The sequence below is a fragment of the Microcoleus sp. N9_B4 genome (assembly GCF_036701635.1).
In the GTDB taxonomy this organism is placed as follows: Bacteria; Cyanobacteriota; Cyanobacteriia; order Cyanobacteriales; family Microcoleaceae; genus Microcoleus.
The window spans coordinates 1-23,680 of sequence record NZ_JAUBRC010000024.1 but is presented as its reverse complement, the minus strand read 5'-3'; the positions used below and the strand labels follow the sequence as shown (position 1 = coordinate 23,680).

At 44.8% G+C, this 23,680-nt stretch carries 16 protein-coding genes and 1 tRNA gene; 5 read left to right on the top strand and 12 right to left on the bottom strand.

What is annotated here, in order from left to right; genetic code table 11:
- Positions 1-178 precede the first annotated feature (178 nt).
- The 4 genes from QUA43_RS17165 (at position 179) to QUA43_RS17150 (ending at position 4,044) form a co-directional block, all read left to right on the top strand.
- Positions 179-1,345: a pentapeptide repeat-containing protein gene (locus tag QUA43_RS17165; protein ID WP_333375435.1), complete on the top strand. Its 1,167-nt coding sequence runs from the start codon at positions 179-181 to the stop codon at positions 1,343-1,345.
- Between the two features lie 39 nt (positions 1,346-1,384).
- On the top strand, positions 1,385-1,969 hold the full coding sequence (locus QUA43_RS17160; protein ID WP_333375433.1) for a Uma2 family endonuclease: 585 nt from the start codon (positions 1,385-1,387) through the stop codon (positions 1,967-1,969).
- 97 nt (positions 1,970-2,066) lie between these two features.
- Positions 2,067-2,705: a Uma2 family endonuclease gene (locus QUA43_RS17155; protein WP_333375430.1), complete on the top strand. Its 639-nt coding sequence runs from the start codon at positions 2,067-2,069 to the stop codon at positions 2,703-2,705.
- A 106-nt stretch (positions 2,706-2,811) separates the two neighbouring features.
- On the top strand, positions 2,812-4,044 hold the full coding sequence (locus QUA43_RS17150) for a pentapeptide repeat-containing protein (protein WP_333375428.1): 1,233 nt from the start codon (positions 2,812-2,814) through the stop codon (positions 4,042-4,044).
- A 79-nt stretch (positions 4,045-4,123) separates the two neighbouring features.
- Here the strand turns inward: QUA43_RS17150 and QUA43_RS17145 are convergent, their stop codons facing one another.
- The 12 genes from QUA43_RS17145 to QUA43_RS17090 all read right to left on the bottom strand — a co-directional run bounded on the left by QUA43_RS17145 (position 4,124) and on the right by QUA43_RS17090 (position 18,726).
- On the bottom strand, positions 4,124-4,315 hold the full coding sequence (locus tag QUA43_RS17145) for a hypothetical protein (protein WP_333375425.1): 192 nt from the start codon (positions 4,313-4,315) through the stop codon (positions 4,124-4,126).
- Positions 4,316-4,651: 336 nt separating this feature from the next.
- Positions 4,652-4,921 carry a response regulator gene (locus QUA43_RS17140; RefSeq protein ID WP_333375423.1) on the bottom strand — a complete coding sequence of 90 codons (270 nt, stop codon included), beginning with the start codon at positions 4,919-4,921 and terminating at the stop codon, positions 4,652-4,654.
- Positions 4,922-5,094: 173 nt separating this feature from the next.
- A complete protein-coding gene (locus QUA43_RS17135) occupies positions 5,095-5,475 on the bottom strand; it encodes a response regulator (RefSeq protein WP_333375545.1) in 381 nt (126 codons plus the stop codon).
- 100 nt (positions 5,476-5,575) lie between these two features.
- Entirely contained in the window at positions 5,576-6,034 is a 459-nt protein-coding gene (locus QUA43_RS17130; protein ID WP_333375421.1) for a hypothetical protein, read from the bottom strand.
- 116 nt (positions 6,035-6,150) lie between these two features.
- On the bottom strand, positions 6,151-6,531 hold the full coding sequence (locus QUA43_RS17125) for a response regulator (RefSeq protein ID WP_333375419.1): 381 nt from the start codon (positions 6,529-6,531) through the stop codon (positions 6,151-6,153).
- A gap of 57 nt (positions 6,532-6,588) precedes the next feature.
- Positions 6,589-10,023 (bottom strand): PAS domain S-box protein, encoded by a 3,435-nt coding sequence (locus QUA43_RS17120; RefSeq protein WP_333375416.1) that lies wholly within the window; start codon positions 10,021-10,023, stop codon positions 6,589-6,591.
- A 154-nt stretch (positions 10,024-10,177) separates the two neighbouring features.
- Positions 10,178-12,106: a response regulator gene (locus QUA43_RS17115; RefSeq protein WP_333375414.1), complete on the bottom strand. Its 1,929-nt coding sequence runs from the start codon at positions 12,104-12,106 to the stop codon at positions 10,178-10,180.
- A 279-nt stretch (positions 12,107-12,385) separates the two neighbouring features.
- A complete protein-coding gene (gene dpdE, locus QUA43_RS17110; protein ID WP_333375412.1) occupies positions 12,386-15,721 on the bottom strand; it encodes a protein DpdE in 3,336 nt (1,111 codons plus the stop codon).
- A gap of 480 nt (positions 15,722-16,201) precedes the next feature.
- Positions 16,202-16,858, bottom strand: coding sequence for a glutathione S-transferase (locus QUA43_RS17105; RefSeq protein WP_333375410.1), 657 nt, complete (start codon positions 16,856-16,858; stop codon positions 16,202-16,204).
- Between the two features lie 323 nt (positions 16,859-17,181).
- On the bottom strand, positions 17,182-18,129 hold the full coding sequence (trhO, locus tag QUA43_RS17100; RefSeq protein ID WP_333375407.1) for an oxygen-dependent tRNA uridine(34) hydroxylase TrhO: 948 nt from the start codon (positions 18,127-18,129) through the stop codon (positions 17,182-17,184).
- A 54-nt stretch (positions 18,130-18,183) separates the two neighbouring features.
- Positions 18,184-18,255: transfer RNA gene (locus QUA43_RS17095), tRNA-Gly, on the bottom strand.
- Positions 18,256-18,336: 81 nt separating this feature from the next.
- Complete coding sequence (locus tag QUA43_RS17090) at positions 18,337-18,726, bottom strand: hypothetical protein (protein WP_333375405.1); 390 nt, start codon at positions 18,724-18,726, stop codon at positions 18,337-18,339.
- A 786-nt stretch (positions 18,727-19,512) separates the two neighbouring features.
- On the opposite strand from QUA43_RS17090, the gene QUA43_RS17085 reads away from it, so the two are divergent.
- Positions 19,513-23,271, top strand: coding sequence for a chemotaxis protein CheB (locus QUA43_RS17085; RefSeq protein WP_333375402.1), 3,759 nt, complete (start codon positions 19,513-19,515; stop codon positions 23,269-23,271).
- Positions 23,272-23,680 lie beyond the last annotated feature (409 nt).

Genomic DNA, 23,680 nt, shown 5'->3' with positions numbered 1-23,680 from the left:
CAGAGGGAGTTACTTAGGTAGCTCTCTCTTTTTTTGTCTTTTTTTTTGCACGGACGTGAAAATACGGATGGGGGAGAGGGGGATTAGCCATACCGATTCCCGATTACCGATTACCGATTAGCAATTACCGCTTTGAGTCGATTAATATCAACTTTAGTTATTAACTAATTTTGACATTATGAGCGAACAAGCTAGCGAGCTAATCAAGCAGGGGATTTCGCAATATCAGGCGCGCCAATTTGAGGCGGCGCTGGGTTCTTGGCAGGAAGCGCTGGCGCTGTATCGCTCAATGGACGATCAGCGGCGATCGGGCGCGGCGCTAGGTAATATGGGCGTAGCTTACGAAGCGCTGGGAAATTATGCTCAGGCGATCGACTGCTACCAGCAACATTTGGTGTTAGCGCGGGAAATTGGCGATCGCCGGGGCGAGGCCAATGCTTTGGGCAATCTGGGCAATGCTTGCTGTGCTCTGGAGGATTTTTCTGGTGCTATTGATTACCAGAAACAGCGTTTGGCGATCGCGCGGGACACGGGCGACGGGCGCTCTGAGTTGGAAACTTTGGGCAATTTGGCGCTAGCTTACGATGCTAAGGGAGATTTGCCTGGTGCGATCGAATGTTATCAGCAGCAGTTGTCGATCGCGCGCACCAGCAAGGACGATCGCATTGAGCGCAATGCTCTCAAGTATTTGAAGCTCGGTTACAAGTATTTAGCAGATTACGAGAAGGCTAACCAGTACCGACAGGAGCAATTGGCGATCGTCCGGGAACTGTTTTTAACTGATAAAAATAAGAGTTTTGTACAACTTGCAGAAACAGTTGGTTTGAATCCGATTGAGGATTTTGCTGGGGCTAATTTAAGCGGTTTTGACTTGCACTACGCTGATTTTAACGGTGCGGATTTGCGCGAAACCAACCTCCGGGGAGCAGATTTGACTTTGGCCGATCTCAGCGGTGCTTTGCTGAGCGCTGCTATTTTAATTGATGCTAATTTGTGCAATGCTAATTTGCGGGATGCTGAACTCAGCAGCGCCAATTTGAGCGGTGCTGATTTGCGAACAAAGCTGCCCCGGGCCAATTTGAGCGGTGCAAATTTAACCGGCGCCAATTTGAGCAGTGCTTATTTACCGAATGCGATTTTAGTAAATGCAAATTTGACAAATACTGATTTCAAAAATGCTGATTTGAGCGGTGTTAATTTGAGTGGTGCGAATTTAAACGGTGCTGATTTGAGCCGCGCTGATTTGAAAAATACGGTGGTGAAAAATGCGAAGTTTTTTGGTTGTGTGGGAATTTCGGAAGCCCTGAAAGCTGAATTGAGGGCACGGGGCGGGATTTTTGAGTAGAATGGGAAATGTTGGTAATTGTAGAGGGTAACAAAAGCTATGACTGCCGTAACTGCAAAACGATTCTCGATCGCCGAATATCAGCGTTTGGGAGAACTGGGATTTTTTGATCCCGATGACCGAGTTGAATTGATTCGCGGAGAAATTATCAAAATGGCTGCCAAAGGTAGGTTTCACTCGGATTGCAATACTCTTTTAGTTGAGGAGTTAATCATTTTACTGGCAAGACGCGCTCGCCTGCGTGTACAGGAACCGATTATTTTGTCTGATGAGAGCGAACCCGAACCCGATCTAGTTATTGCCCGCCGTTCTGACAATTATTTATCTCCTCACCCTCTAGCCGCTGATATTTTGTTGGTAATTGAGGTTTCCGATTCTACTTTGAAATACGACAGGAGAACCAAGTTATCTCTCTATGCTGAATCGGGAATTTCTGATTATTGGATATTTAATTTGGTAGATATTCAACTGGAAATGCACAGCGAACCTTATCAAAAACAAAGAGGTGGTTTCGATTATCGAGTCAAACGAGTGGTTTTGCCGAATGAGGTTGTGGTAATTCCAGGTTTCCCAGATTTGTCTCTCGATTTATCTGCGGTATTTCCGGCGCAGATGGGTGAGTGAAGGTGAGGAGTGCGTAGGCCGGGGCCGGGGCTTAGCCATCGCCCGGATTGATGATATAATGCAAAAGTGCGATTGAACTCTTCACCAAAGTAGCACTATGACCGCTAAAACTCTCGCCCCACCCGAACAAATTGTCCAGCTATCGGGTATCAGTTGGCAAACCTACGAAAATTTGCTTGCCGAAATCGGCGATCGGCAAATTCGACTGAGATATAATCGCGGTAATCTTGAAATTATGGTACCTTCTCCAGAACACGAACGCTTCAAAACAATAATGGGTCGATTTGTTGAAACCTTAGCGGAAGAATTAGAGGTGAGAATTGAACCCCTTGGTTCCACAACTTTCAAGCGTCCTGAACTTAGCGGTGTAGAACCGGATGAATGTTTTTACATTCAGAATATTAGTGCAGTTAAAGGCAAAAAAAGAATCGATCTGACTCAAGATCCGCCGCCGGATTTAGTGGTGGAAATTGATATTACCAGCCGTTCGGAAAATACCTTGCAGGTTTATGCGGATCTGGGAGTGCCGGAAGTTTGGATTTATAATGGCTCGCGACTCAGAATTAACAGATTAGAAAATGGAGAATACGTTGAGGGCGATATCAGTTTAGCATTTCCCACCTTACCGATATTAGAGATTGTCAGATTTTTGGAACAAGCAGAAACAATGGATTATTTGGAATTAGTAAAAGCATTTCGGAATTGGGTAAAAAGCCAAATTCAGCAAAACCAATGAAGGCGGAGGAAATTAAACAAAATTTACAATCTTATCCACGAAAAAAAGCTGTGTTGTGATAAAATAGAGATGATAAACTAATTTAAATATCAATTACAGGCTGGTAGTGCCAGCAATTCTACCCGATATGCGATCGCTAGAGTCTCACAACAAATACCCAGATTGCTTGTGGATGCAATTAGAAGCAATTCCAGTTCCATCTGTTGCACCCCAAACCCAGCAGCTCGACATTCACTTGAGCCTGAATTTTAACGAGCATTGGGAACCCCTGCTAGGTGGTCGCGTCAAATTTGGTCTGCAAGGCGGAACGCTCAAACTCCATCTAGAAAACTGCGAAATACCCGTAGCATCACGTCAGTTAGTCGGTTCTTTCCAGCTTTTGCCACTAGGAGAAACCCTGGCTATTCAAAGCAGTGCAGAAATTTTAGTAACCGAAAGTCAGCAGGGAGTTCAGAGCGGGGAAAAGGCGGAAAAAACTAAGGAGACAGAGAGCATATTTTGTCACGTTTCCACAATCAGTGATGATACAACGCCAGCTTGGATTTTTGCAGTAGAACAAGGCAAATCAGTATTAAAAGGTTTGCTAAAAAGTGCTAAGCTGGGAGAAATTACTGCCAAAGAATTTCGGATGGCAGCGGCTTTTGAAGTGGCTAGAGAAGATATTTATCTCACCGATGCTGAGGGTTTGTGGCCGCACGAAATCACGCCAAATCAACATTCGGTTTTAGAAAGAATCCTGACTATATACCTGCACGCCAATAAACTCCAACCTGCCCTCAGTTGGGCGCTATTGTCCTACAATTTACCTCCGGTTGAACCGCGCGAAGTGAAAATTGTCCCGGAAGCGGAATCGGAATTGCAGGAAATGGTCGATCGCATTATTTCCGCTGAAACGGACAACTTTGTGGAGTTGGCCAAAATCGCTAATCTCAATCCAGCACTGGATTTCGCGGGTAGTAGCTTGCGCGGAACGACTTTAAGTGCAGTGGATTTTAGCAGCGCAAATCTCGATCGGGCAAATTTCCGGGGTGCAACCTTAAACGATGCCGATTTCAGCGACGCCAACCTACAAAATGCCAAATTCGGCGGTGCAGATTTGAGTGGGGCTTTCTTAGGAAATGCGGATTTAAGTGGTGCAGATTTGCACAAAGCAAGTCTAGCTTTAGCTAACCTCAGCGGTGCCAATTTGAGCGGCGCAAATCTGCTGGAAGTGAACTTAACAAATACTAATTTCAGCGGTGCGAATGTCGAGTCAGCCAGATTCGGGAACAATTCAGGAATGGATGAGGAGATGCAGGTGAATTTACAGCAGCGAGGCGCAATTTTTGAAGAGGTTTAGTCGGTAAGTGCGAGATCCCTTTTATTCATCCGCCTCGATTGTGGCACGGGCGTCACGCCTGTGCGATGGAATTTAACCTTTAAACTATCGCCTCTGAAGAAAATTGCTTCTTAATCCTTAACTCTCTAACTAAATTTATAGAGAGTGATGCACCGTAGCTGTTAAGACTGTAAACAGGCATTTCTTGCCAACACTGACGGCAAAACCAGTATACTTGAGCTTGGCGAACGTGACGCAGCAGTTGATTGGTGCAGCAAGGACAGCTTGTCATAAAAACCTCTTTTTTATCGAAAGTGTATTTGTCTCTTGTTGCCAAGCGCTGTAAGCTGGCTGGAAGCAGCAACTCTATGAATGTAGAGGTAAGAAGTAAAGATTTGGTAAAGAATACAAGCTTGTTAAGGAAGTGATGCAAATCGAAATGTTTCGTAAAAATAGCAAGAACTGAGAGAAATTGTATCCAACAATCCCCAGGTTCCCAGAAAGATACTCAGTCTAAATCCCAACCCAAAACCTTCGCAATCTCAACGGTAAGCATAGTTGGCTTGAGAGGATTCACGATCGCTGCTGCAAGTTGAGATTTGTGGAACCAACTCTGTTGTAAATCGGATCATTTGGCTTTGAGAGTTAGCAGTAGAACCGGAATTGATTGGGTTTCGGGTTGGGTTTTTAGTCGTTTTAGAAATAGCAATCCATCTATTTCGCCAATATAACTCTCCAAAACAATCGCATCTGGCTGAGAGACTATTGCCTGTCGCAAGCCTTCTCCAGTCGAACCCGCAACTTCGATTTGCCAACCTACAAAATCCGTCAAGTAAGCCTGGATTACCTCCCCTATAGTCGGATTTTTGTGAATTAATAAAAGTCTTTTTGTAGTCATACAAACAACTGGCAAAGGGGTCATTTTTTTTGAACAAAAGCCTGTCACATAGTAACCCTGTCTGGGTTTTTGGCGGGGTTGTCACGCCCCCAGGGTGAGTTTGGGAAGGCTACCAATAGGGATATTAAGATTGTAAAGTCTTAAGAACCCTGCGTCTGCCATACCGGGGAGTTTCAATCATTCCATCCCAATATCTCTGCCACTTTTCCCGGCAGGGTGGTGGCTTCAAATGGTTTGCGAATTACCCCAGCAACACCCATTTCTGCAAAATTGGCCATATCGCTTGGCATAACTCTTGCTGTCAGCAGAATCACTGGAATCGATCGAGTTATGGGATCGGATTGGAGACGATCGTACACAGCAAACCCATCCATTCCGGGCATTGATAAATCCAGCAAAATAGCGTTAGGTCGTTCTGTTTGTAGGATTTGTAAACATTCTTGTCCTGATTCGGCCACCAGGGTGTTCCATCCCGCGAGGTCTTCCAGGCACAACTGTACCAGTTCGCGGAGGTGTTCTTGGTCATCAACGATGAGAATTTGTTTCCTTGTCATCTTGTTTTCGGGCAGGAGACTGCCATCATAATTAGCTACTTGCAAAGCGTTCATTTTTTTTTGTTGATTATAAATCAATTTTTCGGTTGCCAATTGGGTCTCAAATACACATCTTTAAGCAATCGCTCAAATTTGCAGTTGAGAGTTGAATCCGAACTTGGGATGGCTGAACTCTCAACTCTTTAACAAGCTGAATTGTTAAACCATCCGAGTGTATTTCAGTTTCATAGGTTTCAGGATGTACGCGGTGGGGCAACGGGATGAGACTTTGAAATCCATTAGGAAGGAAATAACCTTCTACTCCAGCCGCTTCGGTAGGTTGACCTTGAATTAAAACAGTTTCTGGAGTGATTTGGAGATTCAATTTGACAAGATGAATGTCAGAAATGTGAACTTTAAGGATAAGTTTCACATCCTTTTGTTGAATTTTAATACCTGCGATCGGTGTTTCCTCTGTATGAGCAATCCAAAGTGTGGATTGCTGACAACCAGTGGGCAAACCGGAAAATGAATCTGCGAGATCCTGATTTATATCATTCAAAGCCTGAAAAGCATTCATTGAGTCTCCTCCTAATGCAAAGAACTGTTAGCTGCATAACAGGAGACTAAATAGCAACGGTAAGGATTTGGTAAAGATTCGGTTATTGTTACAAAACTTGACAAAAATGGTGAAAGTTATTCATCCCATCCCAAAATCTCTGCTACTTCTTCCGTCAGGGTGATGGGTTGGATCGGTTTGGCAATTACCCCAGCTACCGCCATCTGGGCAAATTTAGCCCGATCGCTGGGCAAAACTTTCGCTGTCAGCAGAATCACTGGAATCGATCGAGTAATCGGATCGGACTGCAGGATCTCGTACACGGCAAACCCATCCATTCCCGGCATAGATACATCCAGCAAAATAGCGTTAGGTTGTTCTATTTGCACTATTTGTAAACATTCCTCTCCCGATGCTGCCCCCACTGTTTTCCATCCGCCTAAATCTTCTAAGCAGGCTTGCACAAGTTCCCGAAGGTGTTCTTCATCGTCAACAACTAGAATTTGTCTGTCAGTCATGGAATTTTGGATTTGAGATTTTGGATTTGGGATGGATGGTAAAGATTAATCTAAGCGTTATTCAACGGTGGGTAAGGGTAGGGTGAAGCAAAATGTGCTGCCTTCACCTAAGATACTTTCCGCCCAAATTTTGCCGCCATGCCGCTCAACTATACTGCGACAGATTGCTAAACCTAAACCAGTGCCTCCTTTTTCACGGGAGTCGGAGGCATCAACTTGCTGAAATCGCCCAAAAATGAGTTCTAGTTTATCGGCAGGAATGCCTCGCCCGCGATCGCTAACTTGGAACAGCACAAAGTCTGTCTGGTTTTCGGCACTTAGATGAATTGTGGAATCGGCAGGTGAGAATTTAATCGCATTACTGAGCAAATTTGTCAAGGTTTGGACGATCGCATCTCTGGTTGCCCAGACTTCTGCATCTGTGGGGTTAACGATTAATGATATCTGCTGTTGAGTAGCCAGCGCCTGGATGCTATCTACTGCTTGCTGCATCAAATCGGCAGCTTTGCCAACGGTTTTCTCCACAATTGTCCGCCCGGAGTCTAGGCGCTCCAAATCTAAAATATCATTAACCAGGTGCACTAATCGATTGGTATCGAGGAGGGCAATTTCAATCATGCGTCTAGATTTTTCTGGCTTTTGATCATAAACCCCACTTTTTATTAGTCCCAATGACATTTGAATTCCTGCCAAAGGAGTGCGAAGTTCATGGCTGACAATACCAATGAACTCATTTTTAATGTGTTCGAGCTTTTGTCGTTCGGTAATATCTTCCCCAATGCTGATAGTTCCAATGATGTTTCCCTCTGCATCTTGCAGCATGGTATTGTTCCACGCAATAAATCGTTCCTCACCGGATTTAGTTAAGATAAAATTTTGATAATAGGGATGATATTTCTGGGCTAAAACTTCCGAAAAAACAACTTGAATCGATGGTTGATTAGAAGGGGGTAAGAAGTTTTCAAACCAATTTTTTCCTAAAACTTCTAGGTGAGTATATCCTGTAAGTTTTAAGAAAAAAGGATTAACATAATTAACATTTCCCCATTGATCGAGTCCGACAACAATCAACTGCACGTTATCCAAGAGCGATCGCCAGCGTCGTTCGGCTTCTCGGATCGTGGCTTCGGCTTGCTGGCGTTCTTGCAGTTCTAGCTGAAGTTGTCGGTAGAGTTGGGATTGCTGAATGGCGATCGACAATTGGCTGGCAATCTGTTCAAGTAATTCTATTTCCCACGATTGCCATTGACGAGGTGCCGTATTTTGGTAGATAGCTAACAAACCCCAGAGATTTTCTCTCATAAATATCGGAAAAACTGCATAACTTTTTGCTTGAAATTGTTCCACTAGCTCGATATGACAGGGTTGAAGTTCAGCGCAGTAAATATTATCAACCACAAAACTTTCATTATTTCGGAATCGACCGCCGTGAGTTTCTTGCAGATAGGTATCTGCACAATTTTTTTGAAGATTGCTTCCTATCAGTTTTCTCCAACCCTCACCAACTGACTCCACGACAAAATCACCACTCCAATCAGGATTAAATCGGTAAATGGCAGTGCGATCGGTTTGTAATGTCTGCCTGATTTCAGTAACAGCAGTATTTAGGACGGCATTCAGATCCAAAGATTGGCGAATCCCTTGAGTAATCCTCCATAGCAAATGTTCCTTTCGGGATTTCTGTAGTAAGGCTGCTTCCGCCTCTTGTCGAACTTCTTCGAGGTGCTTCGCTACTGTGATATCTTGATGAACGGCCACCAGAACATCGCCATAGTCTGAATGCTTGAATACAGAGCAAGTTGCACTACACCAAAATGGAGTCCCATCTTTCTTGACATTATGAACTTCATAGCTGAATTCACTGTTTTGTAAAACAGCAGACCGAATAGCTTGATTTACATCTTCAGCACTTACCGATTCGCTAGGATAGTTCACTATCGAAACGTGCTGACCGTTAAGTTCACCACAGTCATAGCCAAACATCCGCTCAAATTTAGGATTGGCATAGACAATAACTCCATTATCTGCTCTTACTAAACAAATTCCTTCCGCCATATTGCGGGTAATGACAGCCTGAAGCTCAAGCATTTGTTCGGCTTGTTTAAGTTTAGTCAGATCGCGCAGACTGACGATTACCCCTACAATCTTTTCGCCTATATCACGTAAAGGCGTATAGGTAACGCTCAAAAATTGCCGGACTAAATTGGGAGAGTCAAACCAGTTTTCCGACTGAATTGTTTCGCCAGCTAAACATCTCTCTAACCTAGGTTTAATCAAGTTATCGAACACGTCTGCATCCAGGACATTTCTAACAGAATTTCCGATAACTTCGCTTTCAGATTTGTTGCACCAATTCAAATAAGCTTGATTAACTACTTGATAAATATAGTTGCTATTCATCAGTACAATCATATCTGTTGTATGGAATAGGATGCGTTCATATTGGCGAAAGGCTTCTTCAGTACGTTTGCGATCTGTGATATCAAATACGCTAGAACGACTCATCATGAAGTTACCTGCTTCATCATAAATTGCTGTAGCATTTAAGTTCACCCAAATGGATTTTCCGTTTTTATTCACCATCTGAAACTCTAAATTCTCGATCCAGCCTTGTTTTTTAAATAAGGGAAAGTTTTGATAATAAATATTTTTACTTTCAAGTGTCAGCAAATCAACAAATTTTTTTTTGTTTACAATTTCATCGCGGGTATAGCCTAACCACTTTAGTTCCGTATCATTAATCATAATTATGGTTCCTGCTGCATCTAGGGAATGATAGCCACAGGGAGTATTATTATAGATGTCTTCAACTTGATTGATATATTGTTGCAACCTATGGTTGACTTCAGTGAGTTCTGCTGTCCGTTCTACGACTCGTTGTTCGAGTTCAGCATTGAGTTGTTGTAGGGCAATTTCTGCTTGTTGGCGCTCCCTCAGTTCCGTTTGTAGTCGATCAAATAAATCAGCTTGCTGAATGGCAATTCCCGCTTGAGTTGCTAGCTGTCGCATGAGATCAATTTCTGATGGTTGCCATTCGCGAGGTGCTGCACAGTGATGGGCAATCAATAATCCCCAAAGTTCTTCTCCCTCCAGCATAGGAATAACCAGGTTAGCTCTAACTTGAAAAGTTGCCAGGAATTCCCGGTGACAAGTATCAATTCCGGCACTATAAATATCTGATTTAGAGGTGAATAAGCCTTGTTTGAAAGGTTCGATATAGCTTTCATCCAAGCAAGGATCGTGTATCTGAGTGGATAAGATTGCTGTCCATTCTGAACCAACTGACTCTACCACCACCTTTCCGCTCCAGTCTGGAGCAAATTGGAAAATAATTACGCGATCGCATTGCAGAATGTTTCTGAGGTCAGTTACCGTAGTGTTGAGAATATCTTCTAGTTTGAGGGATGCGGAGAGAGAAAGTGCTGTTTTAGCCAGGATTGGCTGTGGCTGTTGTTGCCATTTCCCATAATTTTCATCAGTATGTTCTATCATTAATCTACTTAATTAATTCATTAATTACATTTTTTAGATTGAAGCAGTAACCGGGTTTTTAGCCCTCGTGCGTAAGTTCTATTTAAGTATTTTAGGGCTTACGCAATCATCCCAGGTATGGGCGCAAGCACGGGGGGTTTAGCCCTACAAAAAACTATATATTCAGGCTATGCGTAAGTCCTGTATTTGTCGGCTTAAGTACAGAACAAGTGCGCTTGATTCGGCTGAGTACCCGCGTGACTAATTCAGGCCCTAGTACCGGCTTGGTAATAAAATCATCGGCTCCCGCTGCAAAGGCTTGTTGGAGAGATTCTGGATCGGTATGGGCTGTCACCACCAAAATCGGTAAATTTTCCCATTGGATATCCTGTCGGACGACCTGACACAATTCTAAGCCGCTGACGATCGGCATTTCTAGATCCAGCACTACTAAATTGGGCTCAGTGCTAATTAACACCTCCCAAAATTGCTGTGGTTCTTTGAGAGTTGTCACCTCAAGTCCCCAAGGAGTCAGTAACGCTGATAATTTAACCAGCATCACAGGGTCATCATCTACGATTAAGACTTTGGCTTCTGAAGTTTTAGGACTGGGTAGAACACGGGCGATGGCTCGAAAAATTTGCTCGGTGGTTGCAGGTTTGTGGAGAAATTGCTTAGCACCTAAGCGCGATACTGCCAAGCGATCGGCAAGACTATCTCGTCCGGTAAAAACGATTATAGGAAGAGTAGGCGATCGCTCGGTCAGTTCTCGCAGTAGCGTCAATCCATCTTCCTCTGTCTCTGCAAAACTTAAATCTAGTAACATCACATCGGGTATTGACAAGGCAAGATGCGATCGGGCAGCAGTAATATTCGGCGCAATTTTCATCCGAAACCCCCAAGCTTCCGATTCTACTTTCAATCGCTCCGTTAATGCAGCGTCATCATCAACTACCAAAACCCGATAGTTGAAAATTGAAATAGTAGAAACTGGTGCAGCCGTTGATGTAATCGGTGTTTTGGCTAATTCCTGCTGTAATCCTGTCACCAATTCCGAGAAGCGGATAATTTCCTCAGCACTCAAAGAGCGATCGTTTATTAGCAAATGCTCTGCCGAGCGTGCCAATTTCGAGCCTTCGGGATAACCAAAAGATCCCAGAGAGCCGGCTAATTTATGAGCTTCATGTTTTGCCGCTTGCTGTAATTCTGTTTCTAAATTTCCTGCTAATAGATCAGTTTTTGCCTGTTCCAATACAGCAACTTGTTGGTTGAATACTCCCCGAAACCGCTCTAAAATCTTGTCGCTCTCGGACTTATCTAACCCGCGAGATTGATGTTTTTTGGTGCGCTCAATCCCAGGATTATTTGAACTAGACGACGCAGATTGGGGGTACGGTTTCAGTCGATAGCCCATGCCATAAACTGTTTCGATGATTTCTTCAGTTAAGCCACCTGCCTTCAGTTTATTTCTGACATTCTTAATATGAGTGACAATGGCGCGATCGGTTGGTGGGTCATCAAATCCCCACAGACGATCCAAAATAGCACTGCGACTAAATATGCGATCGGGATTTCGCAGTAATAATTCCAGCAGATTATATTCTGTCGCTGTCAGTGAAATTATTTGTTGGCAAAATGTCACTCTACCAGCATCCAAATCTAAACAAAGCTCTCCCCAAGTCAATGTATTAGCCGCTGAATTCTGAGTAGAACCTGCTGGGGAAAGTGCTTTACTGCGTCGCAATAAAGTTCGGATTCTTGCCAGTAATACTTCCGTAGTAAAAGGCTTGCTGATGTAATCATCGGCTCCCGCATTGAAAAGAGCCACCACCTCCGCATCTGAATCCTTTGCAGTGATTAACAGGATCGGTTTGCAGTAGCCTTGCGATCGCAGTTGCCGACATAGACTAATTCCATCTAGTTTGGGAACCTGCACGTCTAACAAAATCAGGTCATACTCAATTGCTGCTGCCAAGTCTAGGCTCACTTGTCCATCATTTGCCCGATCGAACCCGTAATGATTTGCTTCCAACACATTTGCCAGTGTTGCACTCAGCCCTCCATCGTCCTCTACGAGCAGAATTTTTATCGGAGACTTGTTCATTTTGGCTGTGCGGTTCAATTCCCATGCGATCGACGCACTTTGATGTCAGGCCGAACCGTGGCTTTTAACTAAATCAATGCTACTCATTACTACTGCTTTTATCTTAGCATTTTTGCAGTCAAATCACCTAAAAATTGCTGTCACTTCCGCAGTTTACATAAAACGTATCACCCTTTCATCCATCTGCGTCCATCGTGGCACGGGCGTCTCGCCTGTGCTTCCGAATCGGGTCAAAAAGAGCGAACGCCCCCAAAAAGAGCGATCGCCCTCCCAAACAAATTATCCTTCATCCTCCGACTTTACAGGAGGACGCCCAGAAATCACAATAAATCCCACAGACTCAAGAGTCATGTGCGGGCGGCGAATACCAGCTAAAACCGCTTCACTCAACAAACTTTCCGTACTGATTTCATCAGCCAAAACCGATTCTAAAAGTTGTTCGGATTTAGAAAGTCGATGCAAGCGCAATTGCAATTGATTCACCCGGTTTTCGAGTTGGATAGCAGCAGTGACAGCGAAACTATTGCACATTTCCACAAAAGCCGATCGCCCGCGCAGCAATTCCTCGGATACCACCCGTCCCTTTTGACAAAAATCATCCCATTCTAGCGGATCGACAAAACTGTCAATCAGCGACGTGCGATTTTTCGACAAATTATAATCCCGATTTGGCCCGCCTTTCCCCTTATAAGCCCGCTGCAAAATCGCTAGAATTTCTGCATCCTCCACCAAAGACATCTGCTCACTGCGAGCATCTACAAACACAGTTTCAAAAGTTGGCAGAAACAGAGCATCAGCGCGGCGCTGCAAAGCTTTAAAGTTGTAATTTTCGATGTTTTGTGCTTGCAAAATTTGCCGAGCCGGCTGCACATCAGTCTGGATTGAATAATTAAACTGAAAGCCGAACCACTCCTTCCCAGGCGCAGCATCCCAACTTTCATCATGCCGCCACATTGCAAAAGCTTGACCGCGATCGTCCCAGCGAATATAAGAGCTAATTGCATCGATCAATCCCTCACCAATGCGGTAAAGAGCGACATCCGCATTTTGATAAGCAATACGGCGATTGTAACTACCATATTGCTGGCAATAAGGAACCAATCGGGTCATCAAATCGTTCGAGGGAATCAACGTTTTTTGAGTAGGTTTATAGCGCCTCAACCCCGATACACTCGGATGTTCGATTTCTTTGAAGTGAAGAGCTTGACACAACCAACCTTCAGTAGCCCGCTGCATTTCTTTATGCTTAGCATCGCAGTTATCTAGAGATTCAAAATACTGAGATGCACTGTCATCAAGAGTATCAATTTCATCGAGAACGTACTGTTCATCAATTTTGATTTTCTCTTGTTCGATTTCAGTTTTAATCGCTTCAATTTCGCTGGATAAGCCCTTGCCTCCCTCAGCAAACAACTTTTCTTCAAGTTTGATAAGTTTTTCCTCAGCATAAAACTGAAGGCTGGCAATAGATTTGTTGAAGATATCAAACCCATCTTTTAAAACTTGAAACCAAGCTTCGTGGGGACTCTCTGGCATATCCGGGCCTGCAAACAAACAACATTGCACTCCCATTTTGCTGCCAATGCGATCGACTCTGCCGAGTCTTTGTTCTAACTGATGGGGAAACCACGGCAAATCGAAGTGAACTAACCAATCTGTCAATTGCAGGTTTACCCCTGCTTCTGCCGATCGATCGCACACTAAGATAAAACAATGCGGTTGAGTCTTAAACCGCTTGAGACTAGCCTCAACATCATCAGCCGATTTGGTCGTGTCATGGCTGGCGATCGCATTTTTACCAAAGATTTTAGCTAAATTTTCCGCAATCTCTTTACAAGTTGCCGTAAAACTGGTAAAAATCACAATTTTCGGGAAACGCTCGCCTGGAATCGGCCGTTTAATTTGCTGTTGAATTCTCGACAGCAAATCGCGAGGTTTGCTGTGATACTCGCGCGGAACCTTCAAAGCCACTGCGAGAAATCGGAGAATGGCGATTCGTAACAAACTCAGTCGATCGAGTCCTTCCTGGGGCTTTTCCAGGGTGTTGAGCAAGGTTTCCAGCATTTCCCTTTCTTCGGGAAATAGCTCCGTTTTGGTCAAAATTGCTGTGTCATTTTGTCCAAATTCGCGATCGAGTTCTGGAGTCGATTTTTTCTGCAAACGAGCTTTGACAACCCGTTCTAAAACATTCAGCCAAGTACCAGAAGCGCGGAAAAACAGCAGAAAAATTCTCTGATATTCGCTCGACTTGGGAGCGACTGTGCGCCATTTATCGAGTACGGTTTGAATTTCCGACCACTGTTCATCATTCAGATCGTACTCGGTTTTGGGGACAGCATCTCGATCGAAAATCACATCTTCAACCGCATCCCGGCGGTTGCGAAGGATGCGACGATGCAGACGGTAGGTATCGCTAACGTGAGTGCGAATAGTTCGGACAAGGCGAGCCTGTTCTGCGGTTTCTTTAGTTTTCAAACAACTTTCTAACTCTGTTGCTAATCCGATTAAATAATCATCTTTTGCAAAAATAGTGCGAAGTTGAGCGAGTTTTGTTTGCAAAACAGCAGGCTTGGCATTTTCTCGGAAATCGAGCAAAGCGCGACCGATTTCTTGACGGTTTTGCACCTGTTCTTTGAAGCTTTCCAGGTCATCAAGACGGTAAGTAGTCGGATCTAGCAAGTGCAGCATCGTTAGAAAATCTTGCTCGTGGCCAAGAACTGGCGTTGCAGATAATAACAATACATTTTTGCTTTTCTGAGCTAGTTTCTGACAGAGTTCAAAGGACTGCTGCTGAGCGCGATCGCTCGAATTTGCCATTGCTGCCACATCATGCGCTTCATCAATAATCAGAAAATCCAGGTTAGCGTTACGGCTAATTTGATTGATGTCGCTAACAGCAGCAAGCTGCACTCGGTCAGCAAAATGAGACAAATAGAATTTATTTTCCAACTCCTGCCGCCACTGTTCGAGCAAGTATTTGGGGACCAGAACCACAGCGCGTCCGGTGGGTTCATCTAGCAGGAATTGGCGGAGAATTGTCCCGGCTTCTACTGTTTTTCCGAGGCCTGGTTCGTCTGCCAATAAATAGCGCACGATTGGGTCTTCTAGGACGCGCCGCACGACTTCAACTTGGTGCGGATAGAGGTCTATGTTAGCAGAAATTAAACCCGTCATGCCGCGGCTGACTGCCCGCTGTTCGATCGCAGATTGAACAAATGCCAATCGGCGATCGTGAAAATACGGCGTTTCTTGGCCTTTGACTGCTAAAATGTCGATCGGATCGGCGATCGGGATATTGCAGCGAACGTAAAGTTCGCTTTCGACAGCTTGCAAACTTTGGCTGTCGGGCAGGTCAATTTCGTACTCTAATTTATCTTCATCCCAGTCATAAACTCGCCCAATTATCCATCTTTCCTGAGTGGTACTCCAGAGGTAGCAGCGGGTTTGGCGCTGAAGTCTAGCTTCTTGCAGCAAACCCAAGGCTACAGTTTTGCGGATGCGGTTTTTAACTGAGCAAAAATATTCAACTACCGCCTCGGTACGCGATACCTCGACAACTTTTCCGACTCCCAAATCGTTTCTGGGCGATCGAACTAACGAACCAACATCAATCATAATTTCAGCCTGACAATACTTACTAGATTACAAGAAATCCTTTGCAGTTAAAACTTTTAGCAAAATGCGATTTTTGCCTGCGTCACTTTTCTAGTCAAATGACAGTCAATCTTGTATTCTGAGAAAAATAAGTTTAGCATGGTAACTCACATCTTGCACCATTCTCAAGAACGGGCCGGAGAGCCCGTTCCACACAAGATAAATTTTCTTAAAGATAAATTTTCTTGTGGAACAGGCATCTTGCCTGTTCCTAAAAGGCTAATTGAGAATGGTGCAACATATGTGTTAAAACTCACATCTTGCACCATTGTCAAGAACGGGCTCTCCGGCCCGTTCCACAAAAGATAAATTTTCTTGTGGAACAGGCATCTTGCCTGTTCCTAAAAGGCTACCATTTTCTGTCCCAAGAAAACGTAGTGAAACAATCTCAAACCCTTGATTCAACGCCCTTGAGTGCGTGCGTAAATGCTGAATTACTAATTACGAGGAAGGAAAAATAACGCCTGGATTACCGGATTCCCATTTCGGATATTTCTGCATCACACTGCTATAAATTTCCGAGTCTGTGAACCCTGCTAACCAAGCTTGTAGCGGCGGCCAAGGCTGTTCGTTGAACCAAGTTTGATCTGTATGAGCAAATTGACGCACAAAAGGTGCGATCGCCATATCAGCCAATGCTACATTGTTACCAAATAAATATTTAGTGGCACTTAACTGTGAGTTGAGTTTTTCCAGGAATAAAGAACCTTCATAGCGATGTATTTGTGCATCAACACCGGGATAACGATCGGGGTACTTATAACGGTCAAGATGATATTTAAACCTATCATCAAATAGAGTGATTATTTCCAGCATTTCTGTAACAGAACCTTGCTGTGGCATCAACCATTTTTCAGGATCATGTTGTCTCAATGCCCACAACATGATATCAATACTTTGATCGAGTACACGCCCGTCAATATCAATCAATATTGGTACTGTACCTTTGGGAGATACTTCCAACATCTCTGGTGGTTTGTCTCGCAAAACAACTTCCCGCAACTCACACACCCGATTGCTAACCATCAAGGCTAAGCGCGCGCGCATAGCATAGGGACAGCGGCGGAAGGAATACAAAATCGGGTATGTTGCTGACATATAATATCAATCCCGGTTGCACCGGAATTATTGTTGACTGTTGACTGTTGACTGTTAACTGTTGACTCGATTTTATTATTCCGATGCAACCGGAAACGATATAATTATTCGATCGCGCGATCGGGTTTTTCGGGTCAGAAACCCGGTTTCTTTCGATATTTCTCGTCGCCAAACAAGATTTTTCGTAGAAACCGGGTTTCTTGGACTTTAGTTTTAATACTATAGCAATCCTAAATCATTTGTGAATTTCTAACTCCCTCCCCAAGGCATCGGGGAGGGCTGGGGTGGGGTAAAAAATTTACGACTCATTTAGGATTACTATATTAGTCGATCGCACCATCTACTTTTTCCTTCGCATCGTAGCGCGCGCCTATATGTACTTGGTTGCGACGCTTAGCAAGCTCAATCTGACGTTGACGTTCAGATAAAGCTTGTTTTTTAGTTTCAGTTTTTGAGTCATGACAATGAGGACAACTCACACCAAGTACAAATAATTCAGAAGCCTTATCTTCCTGACTAATCGGGTGACGACAACCGCGACAAAGTTCATAGTTACCCGGCTTTAAGTCCTGACCAACAGAAACCCGTTCATCAAACACAAAACATTCACCTTCCCAACGACTTTCTGCTTCCGGCACCGTTTCCAAATATTTTAAAATTCCGCCTTCGAGATGATAGACTTCCTCAAAACCTTGACTACGCAAAAAAGCAGTAGATTTCTCGCAGCGAATACCACCCGTGCAAAACATTGCCACCTTGGGTTTATTGCGTAAAGCAGTTTCCCGCAGCACCCATTCAGGTAACTCAGAAAAGCTTTTTGTTTTTGGATTAATAGCACCTTCAAAAGTACCCATAGATACCTCGAAATCGTTACGCACATCAACCAAGACAACATCGGGATCGTCAAGCAGCTTATTCCACTCATCAGGCTTAACATATTTGCCAGCCATGAGGCGGGGATTAATGTCCGGTACTCCCATCGTGACTATTTCGCGCTTCAAGCGTATTTTCAGGCGATAAAAAGGTGCTTTTTCTGAGAAAGATTCCTTGTGTACCAGATCCGCAAAACGCGGGTCACTACGCAAGAATGCCAGCACTGCGTGTACGCCCTCAGACGATCCGGCAATAGTGCCATTGATGCCTTCTGCGGCCAGTAAGATAGTGCCTTTGACGTTGTTGTTGTTGCAACAATCGAGTAGCGGTGCTTTCAGGTCAGCAAAATCCGGTAGTTCAACGAACTTATATAAAGCAGCGGTTAAGAAATAAGCCATATATCGAATTTATAGCACTAATTAATTTTCATACTTCTATGAATATTCAGTCAAAGCGGACGGTGGGACTCGAACCCACGACGTTCAGCATGGGAAGCTGACATTCTACCACTGAATTACGCCCGCGCTTAGTGTTTTTTACTTGCTTTCACCTTCTTTGACTTGGGAGGCCGATCGCTAAAAAACCACTAGAAAAACATTGTACAACTATTTTCGGATTTTGAGTATAGCATTTTGACAATCAATTTTGGGCGGCAGCGATCGCACAACGGAGCCATGAACAGCAGGGGAGGAGCAAATTGTCATCGCCACGAAAAGCTGCCCCGAACATTGACCAAGAGTTAGCGGCTTCTGCGCGCACCTTCGGATCGCGCGATCGAACTGCATCATTTTTAACAGCGCCGCCAAAGCTTCCGCAGTTTGAGTCTGCCACCATCTCATCGCCACGAACCGCACCATAAACTCCCCATCCTTCACTTTCCTCAGCAACATCGGTAGCGCCACCGCAGAATCGCCCTTTCTCACAGCCCTTACCCCCGGCAGCCTGTCTTGAGAATCCGAACTTTGCAGCGCTGCTTGGATTTCCCTAATTTCCATCAGCCAATTTAAATATATATTTGTTACTTTTCTTTAAGCTTTTAGAAATTATTGCCGGATTGTGGGAGAATAACAAATTTCAGTTATTAGATTGGGTCTGCAAATTAACAGCCTCAAACTTCAACACCAGAAGAAGTTCAGAAAGTAATTGCTGAATTTGATCAATATTGGCAACCGCTAATCAACGATACTCTGGAAATGACTCAAAAGGTAAAAATACCCCAGCAAGAAGTGATGAAGCAGTTAAAAAAATAATCCAGAGATAGTTTATCTCCACGGGGCGCTAGCGAATTTGCGCTCCCCACAACATTCCTAAAAAGGAGATTAATTGCGGTTCTGTATGGTTTCGGTTTTTTTAAGTTTTTCTCCTTAATTGTAGTGTTTTCTTTCCCCGCATATTCTCCCTAGCCCCACTGCTTGAGAAGGGCGGAAAAGATTGGGGTTGGAAGTTCCTTGATGAGTAGGGGGATTGAGGGGAACTCCACTCGCTCGCAAATATTCATAGAATTGCTACGATCGCAGAATCGGGAAAGTTAACTGATTCTCCACTCTTAACAGTACAATTTAGTATAATTTTCAACTGATTTCCCGTTTCAATTTTGTCCCCCGCTAGGAAAGGGGGAACTCCAAAATAATAATTTTAAAATCGCTTGAGCGCACCGACCGAGTTCGCGTAGAGATTATATCGGCAGGTAGATGACTCATTATTCATTTTAATATATATATATATTAAATATAAATGCCAGATAACTATAATACGCCGCCAGCAATATATCTGGTAAAAAAATGAGTCCTAATAAGTATTCCAAGAAATCTCAACGTAAAGCGGGTATCAAAGCTGATAGAAAGCAGCCGAACAATCCAAACGACTTATTTCCTGTAGTCGGAATAGGAGCATCTGCAGGTGGATTGGAAGCCTTTATGGAATTACTGAGCCATTTGCCGATCGATACCGGCATGGCGTTTGTAATAATTCAGCATATGTTGGCGAATCAGGAAAGTGCGTTGAGTGTGATTCTGGCTCGATCGACCCGGATGCCCGTGCATGAGGTGACAGATGGGATGCTCATAACACCGAATCAGGTCTACGTCATCCCCCCGAATTTCAGCATGACCATCGATCGATCAGTGCTGAAGCTAACGCCTCGCGGCAGAGGACGCGGGGTATTTATGTCAGTCGATAATTTTCTGTTTTCCCTCGCCGAAGAACGGGGGAACAAAGCCATCGGCGTCATTTTGTCCGGGGGCGACGGCGATGGTGCCCAAGGGTTAAAAGCAATTAAGGCCGCAGGCGGTATTACTTTTGCCCAATGCGAACAATCGGCACAAGTCAGCAGTATGCCGAATACTGCGGTGGCTACGGGTCAGGTAGACTTTATCTTGACACCGGAAAAAATTGCCCAGAAAATAGCAGAGATCGGCGGTCATCCCTACATTGCCGATCGACCTGCGACAGAATCGACCACCAGCGAAGATACGATCGCAAATAAAGATGCGATCGCAAATAAAGATGCGATCGCCATTATCTACAGTTTGCTGCGGGCGGCTACAGGAGTTGACTTTACTCACTACAAGCAAACCACCTTGAAGCGGCGGATACATCGGCGGATGTTGCTCTACAAGCTCGAACGCATCGAAAATTATGCCGAATATCTCCAAAACACCCCGACAGAAGTAACGGCGCTGTATCACGATGTCTTAATTCATGTCACCAGCTTTTTCCGCGACCCCGAAAGCTTTGATGCCTTAAGCAGCACTGTTTTTCCCGCAATTGTCCAAGATAAATCGCCGAAAAAACCGATCCGAATTTGGATTGCCGGCTGTTCCACGGGTGAAGAAGCTTACTCGATCGCCATTTGCTTGCTAGAGTTTTTAGGATCTCGATCTACTAACCTGCCGATTCAGATTTATGGCACAGACATCTGCGAAAGTGCGATCGCGATCGCCCGCACTGGCTTTTATACCCAGGCCCAAGTCGCGGATATTTCACCCGAACGCCTAAATCGGTTCTTTGTCCAAGTCGAGGGCGGATACCAAATCGCTAAGCCCGTGCGCGAACTCTGCGTCTTTGCTAGACAAAACCTGATCAGCGATCCGCCCTTTTCCCGGATGGATTTGATTACCTGTCGGAACGTGCTGATCTATCTGGGCCCCCCGTTGCAGAAAAAACTGCTGCCAATGTTCCACTATGGGCTTCGGCCCGCAGGCTTTTTGCTGTTAGGCACTTCGGAAACGGTAGGAGACTTTTCAGAATTGTTTGCGCTATTCGACAAAAAGAACAAAATTTATACTAAAAAACAGTTGTCGCATTGGCTTAGCATGGATTTAACTGCTAGCAACTATCCTCTGACACCCCTCAACCCTCCACCGCTGCAGACAGAAAAGTTGGACGAAATCGAAATGGAGAAACAGGCCGATCGCATTGTTTTGAATCACTATGCCCCTGTCGGGGTCGTGATTAACACAGCCAGCGAGATTGTGCAATTTCGAGGGCAGACGAATGCCTACCTAGAACCGGCCACCGGTAGGGCGAGCTTTAGCCTGCTGAGAATGGCAAAAGAAGGATTGCGCGTGGAACTGCGAACTGCAATTCAACAAGCCTCACAGCAGAAGCAGCCGATCGCACGGGCAGGCTTACAAGTTAAAGAGGGCGAGATCATTCGGCAGATCAGAATTAATGTGATTCCATTCCAAGCCGGCGCTGTGGCAAAAGACTATTTTTTAGTGTTGTTTCAAGAGGAGTCCCCGATATCTGCAATGCCTGCTGCTAATACTGACGATGGTAGAGTCAACTCTGATCCTTCACAGGGTGAAACTCAGGAGATTGCAAGGCTGCTACAGGAACTGAAAACCACAAGAGAACATCTCGGAGCGATCGTCCAAGAACATCAAGCCGCTAATCAAGATTTGAGAGCCGCCAACGAAGAGATTTTGTCCAGCAACGAAGAGTTGCAAAGCATGAATGAGGAAGTCGAAACGGCGAAAGAAGAGATTCAGGCAACCAATGAAGAACTCAACACGATTAATGACGAATTGCAGCGGCGCAATGTTGAATCGACTCAGGTAAGCAACGATTTAGAGAATCTGCTGGCCAGCATCAATATTCCGATCCTGATGCTGGGAGGCGACCTGCGAATCCGCCGGTTTACTCCCGCAATCGAACGCATCTTCAACTTGATTTCTACTGATGTCGGGCGGTCTTTGAGCGACATCACTCACAAGTTGATGGTACCGGACTTAGAGCAACTGATTTTAGAGGTGATCCGCACGCTCAATTTGAAAGTTCAGGAGGTTCAAGATCGAGACGGTCGTTGGTACGATCTCCACATTCGACCCTATCGGACGATCGACAACAAGATTGATGGGGCTGTGGTGATGTTGGTGGATATCAACGATCTTAAAGTCACCGCCCAGCAGTTGACGGAAGCAAAAAATTACGCCGAAACGATCGTGGAAACCGTGCGGGAACCATTGCTAGTGTTAGATCTCGACCTGCGGGCGCTCACTGCCAATCGTTCTTTCTACGAGACGTTTCAGGTGATTCCGAGCCAAACTGAGCAGCGCTCATTGTTCGATCTGGGTAATGGACAGTGGAATATTCCCCAGTTGCGATCGCTCCTAACAGAAATTCTCGCAGGAAATCCCCAGTTTCAAGATTTTGAGGTCGAGCATGACTTTGAGCAGATCGGGCATAAAATAATGCTGCTCAATGGCCGCAAAATGCCTCCGATTGGCGATACACAGATGATTCTGTTGGCGATCGAGGATATCACGGAGCAAAAACAGTTAGAGACAGAACGCAGCCTTCGGATGCAAGAACAATCGGCTCGTGCGGCTGCTGAGGAGACCAACCGCGTCAAAGATGAGTTTTTGTCCGTCCTCTCTCACGAACTGCGGACGCCGCTCAATGCGATGATTGGCTGGGCGCAGTTGCTGCGCCTGAAAAAATTTGACGAGGCTAAAACCGAGGAGGCGCTAAAAACGATCGAGCGCGCCGCCAAAGCACAAAATCAGCTCATTGATGACATCTTAGACGTTTCGCGGATTACCACAGGCCAATTTCGGCTCAATGCTGTTGCAATTGAGCTCAATCCACTGGTTAAAAATGCGATGGAGGTGGTTCGTTTGGCAGCAGAAGCTAAAAATATTCAACTTGAATCCCGGCTAAGTCCTTTAAAACCCAGCGTGTTGTGCGATCCAAACCGTTTACAACAAGTGGTGTGGAATCTACTTTCAAACGCGATTAAATTCACCCCACCCGGAGGCAGAATTGACATCGCATTAGACTACATTGATGGCATGGCTCAAATCCAAATTAGCGATACTGGTAAAGGCATTCACCCTGAGTTTCTCCCCTATGTGTTCGATCGCTTCCGTCAGGCGGATAGTAGTTGCTCTCGCAGAGACGGTGGATTAGGGTTAGGACTCTCGATCGTCCGTCATTTAGTAGAACTCCACGGCGGTACTGTTAGTGCGACAAGTGCGGGTGAGGGACAAGGGGCAACGTTTACCGTGAGGTTGCCACTACGAAAAGATATCCCTTGATTGTTGACTGTTGATTGTTGACTGTTGATTGTTGACTGTTGATTGTTGACTGTTGACTGTTGACTGTTGATTGTGAGTCAAAAAACTGAAAATTGCGCGAATTATTTGTTGGCAGCTTGATTCGACTTTACGCGCGACGATGAAGCGCGGATTTGATATCATTCCCGCGCAGCCGGAATTGATATTATTTCTAATCTTATCTCCCGATCGGATATCGTTTCCGGTTGTATCACAATCATAAAATCGAGTCAACAGTTAACACTCAACCATTAAGTTTTTCCACCCCTCCTTCTACAGTCAACAGTCAAAAATAATTGATATTATTTCTAATCTTATACCAATTTTAAAAAAGAATGCAACAGTATTCTTGTTCCCCCCCTTAGCAAGGGGGGGCTAGGGGGGGTCGAAG

Coding starts and splice junctions, on each gene's coding strand:
- QUA43_RS17165 (WP_333375435.1), top strand. CDS start 179: ATGAGCGAACAAGCTAGCGAGCTAATCAAGCAGGGGATTTCGCAATAT.
- QUA43_RS17160 (WP_333375433.1), top strand. CDS start 1,385: ATGACTGCCGTAACTGCAAAACGATTCTCGATCGCCGAATATCAGCGT.
- QUA43_RS17155 (WP_333375430.1), top strand. CDS start 2,067: ATGACCGCTAAAACTCTCGCCCCACCCGAACAAATTGTCCAGCTATCG.
- QUA43_RS17145 (WP_333375425.1), bottom strand. CDS start 4,315: ATGACAAGCTGTCCTTGCTGCACCAATCAACTGCTGCGTCACGTTCGC.
- QUA43_RS17140 (WP_333375423.1), bottom strand. CDS start 4,921: ATGACTACAAAAAGACTTTTATTAATTCACAAAAATCCGACTATAGGG.
- QUA43_RS17135 (WP_333375545.1), bottom strand. CDS start 5,475: ATGACAAGGAAACAAATTCTCATCGTTGATGACCAAGAACACCTCCGC.
- QUA43_RS17130 (WP_333375421.1), bottom strand. CDS start 6,034: ATGAATGCTTTTCAGGCTTTGAATGATATAAATCAGGATCTCGCAGAT.
- QUA43_RS17125 (WP_333375419.1), bottom strand. CDS start 6,531: ATGACTGACAGACAAATTCTAGTTGTTGACGATGAAGAACACCTTCGG.
- QUA43_RS17120 (WP_333375416.1), bottom strand. CDS start 10,023: ATGATAGAACATACTGATGAAAATTATGGGAAATGGCAACAACAGCCA.
- QUA43_RS17115 (WP_333375414.1), bottom strand. CDS start 12,106: ATGAACAAGTCTCCGATAAAAATTCTGCTCGTAGAGGACGATGGAGGG.
- dpdE (WP_333375412.1), bottom strand. CDS start 15,721: ATGATTGATGTTGGTTCGTTAGTTCGATCGCCCAGAAACGATTTGGGA.
- QUA43_RS17105 (WP_333375410.1), bottom strand. CDS start 16,858: ATGTCAGCAACATACCCGATTTTGTATTCCTTCCGCCGCTGTCCCTAT.
- trhO (WP_333375407.1), bottom strand. CDS start 18,129: ATGGCTTATTTCTTAACCGCTGCTTTATATAAGTTCGTTGAACTACCG.
- QUA43_RS17090 (WP_333375405.1), bottom strand. CDS start 18,726: ATGGAAATTAGGGAAATCCAAGCAGCGCTGCAAAGTTCGGATTCTCAA.
- QUA43_RS17085 (WP_333375402.1), top strand. CDS start 19,513: ATGAGTCCTAATAAGTATTCCAAGAAATCTCAACGTAAAGCGGGTATC.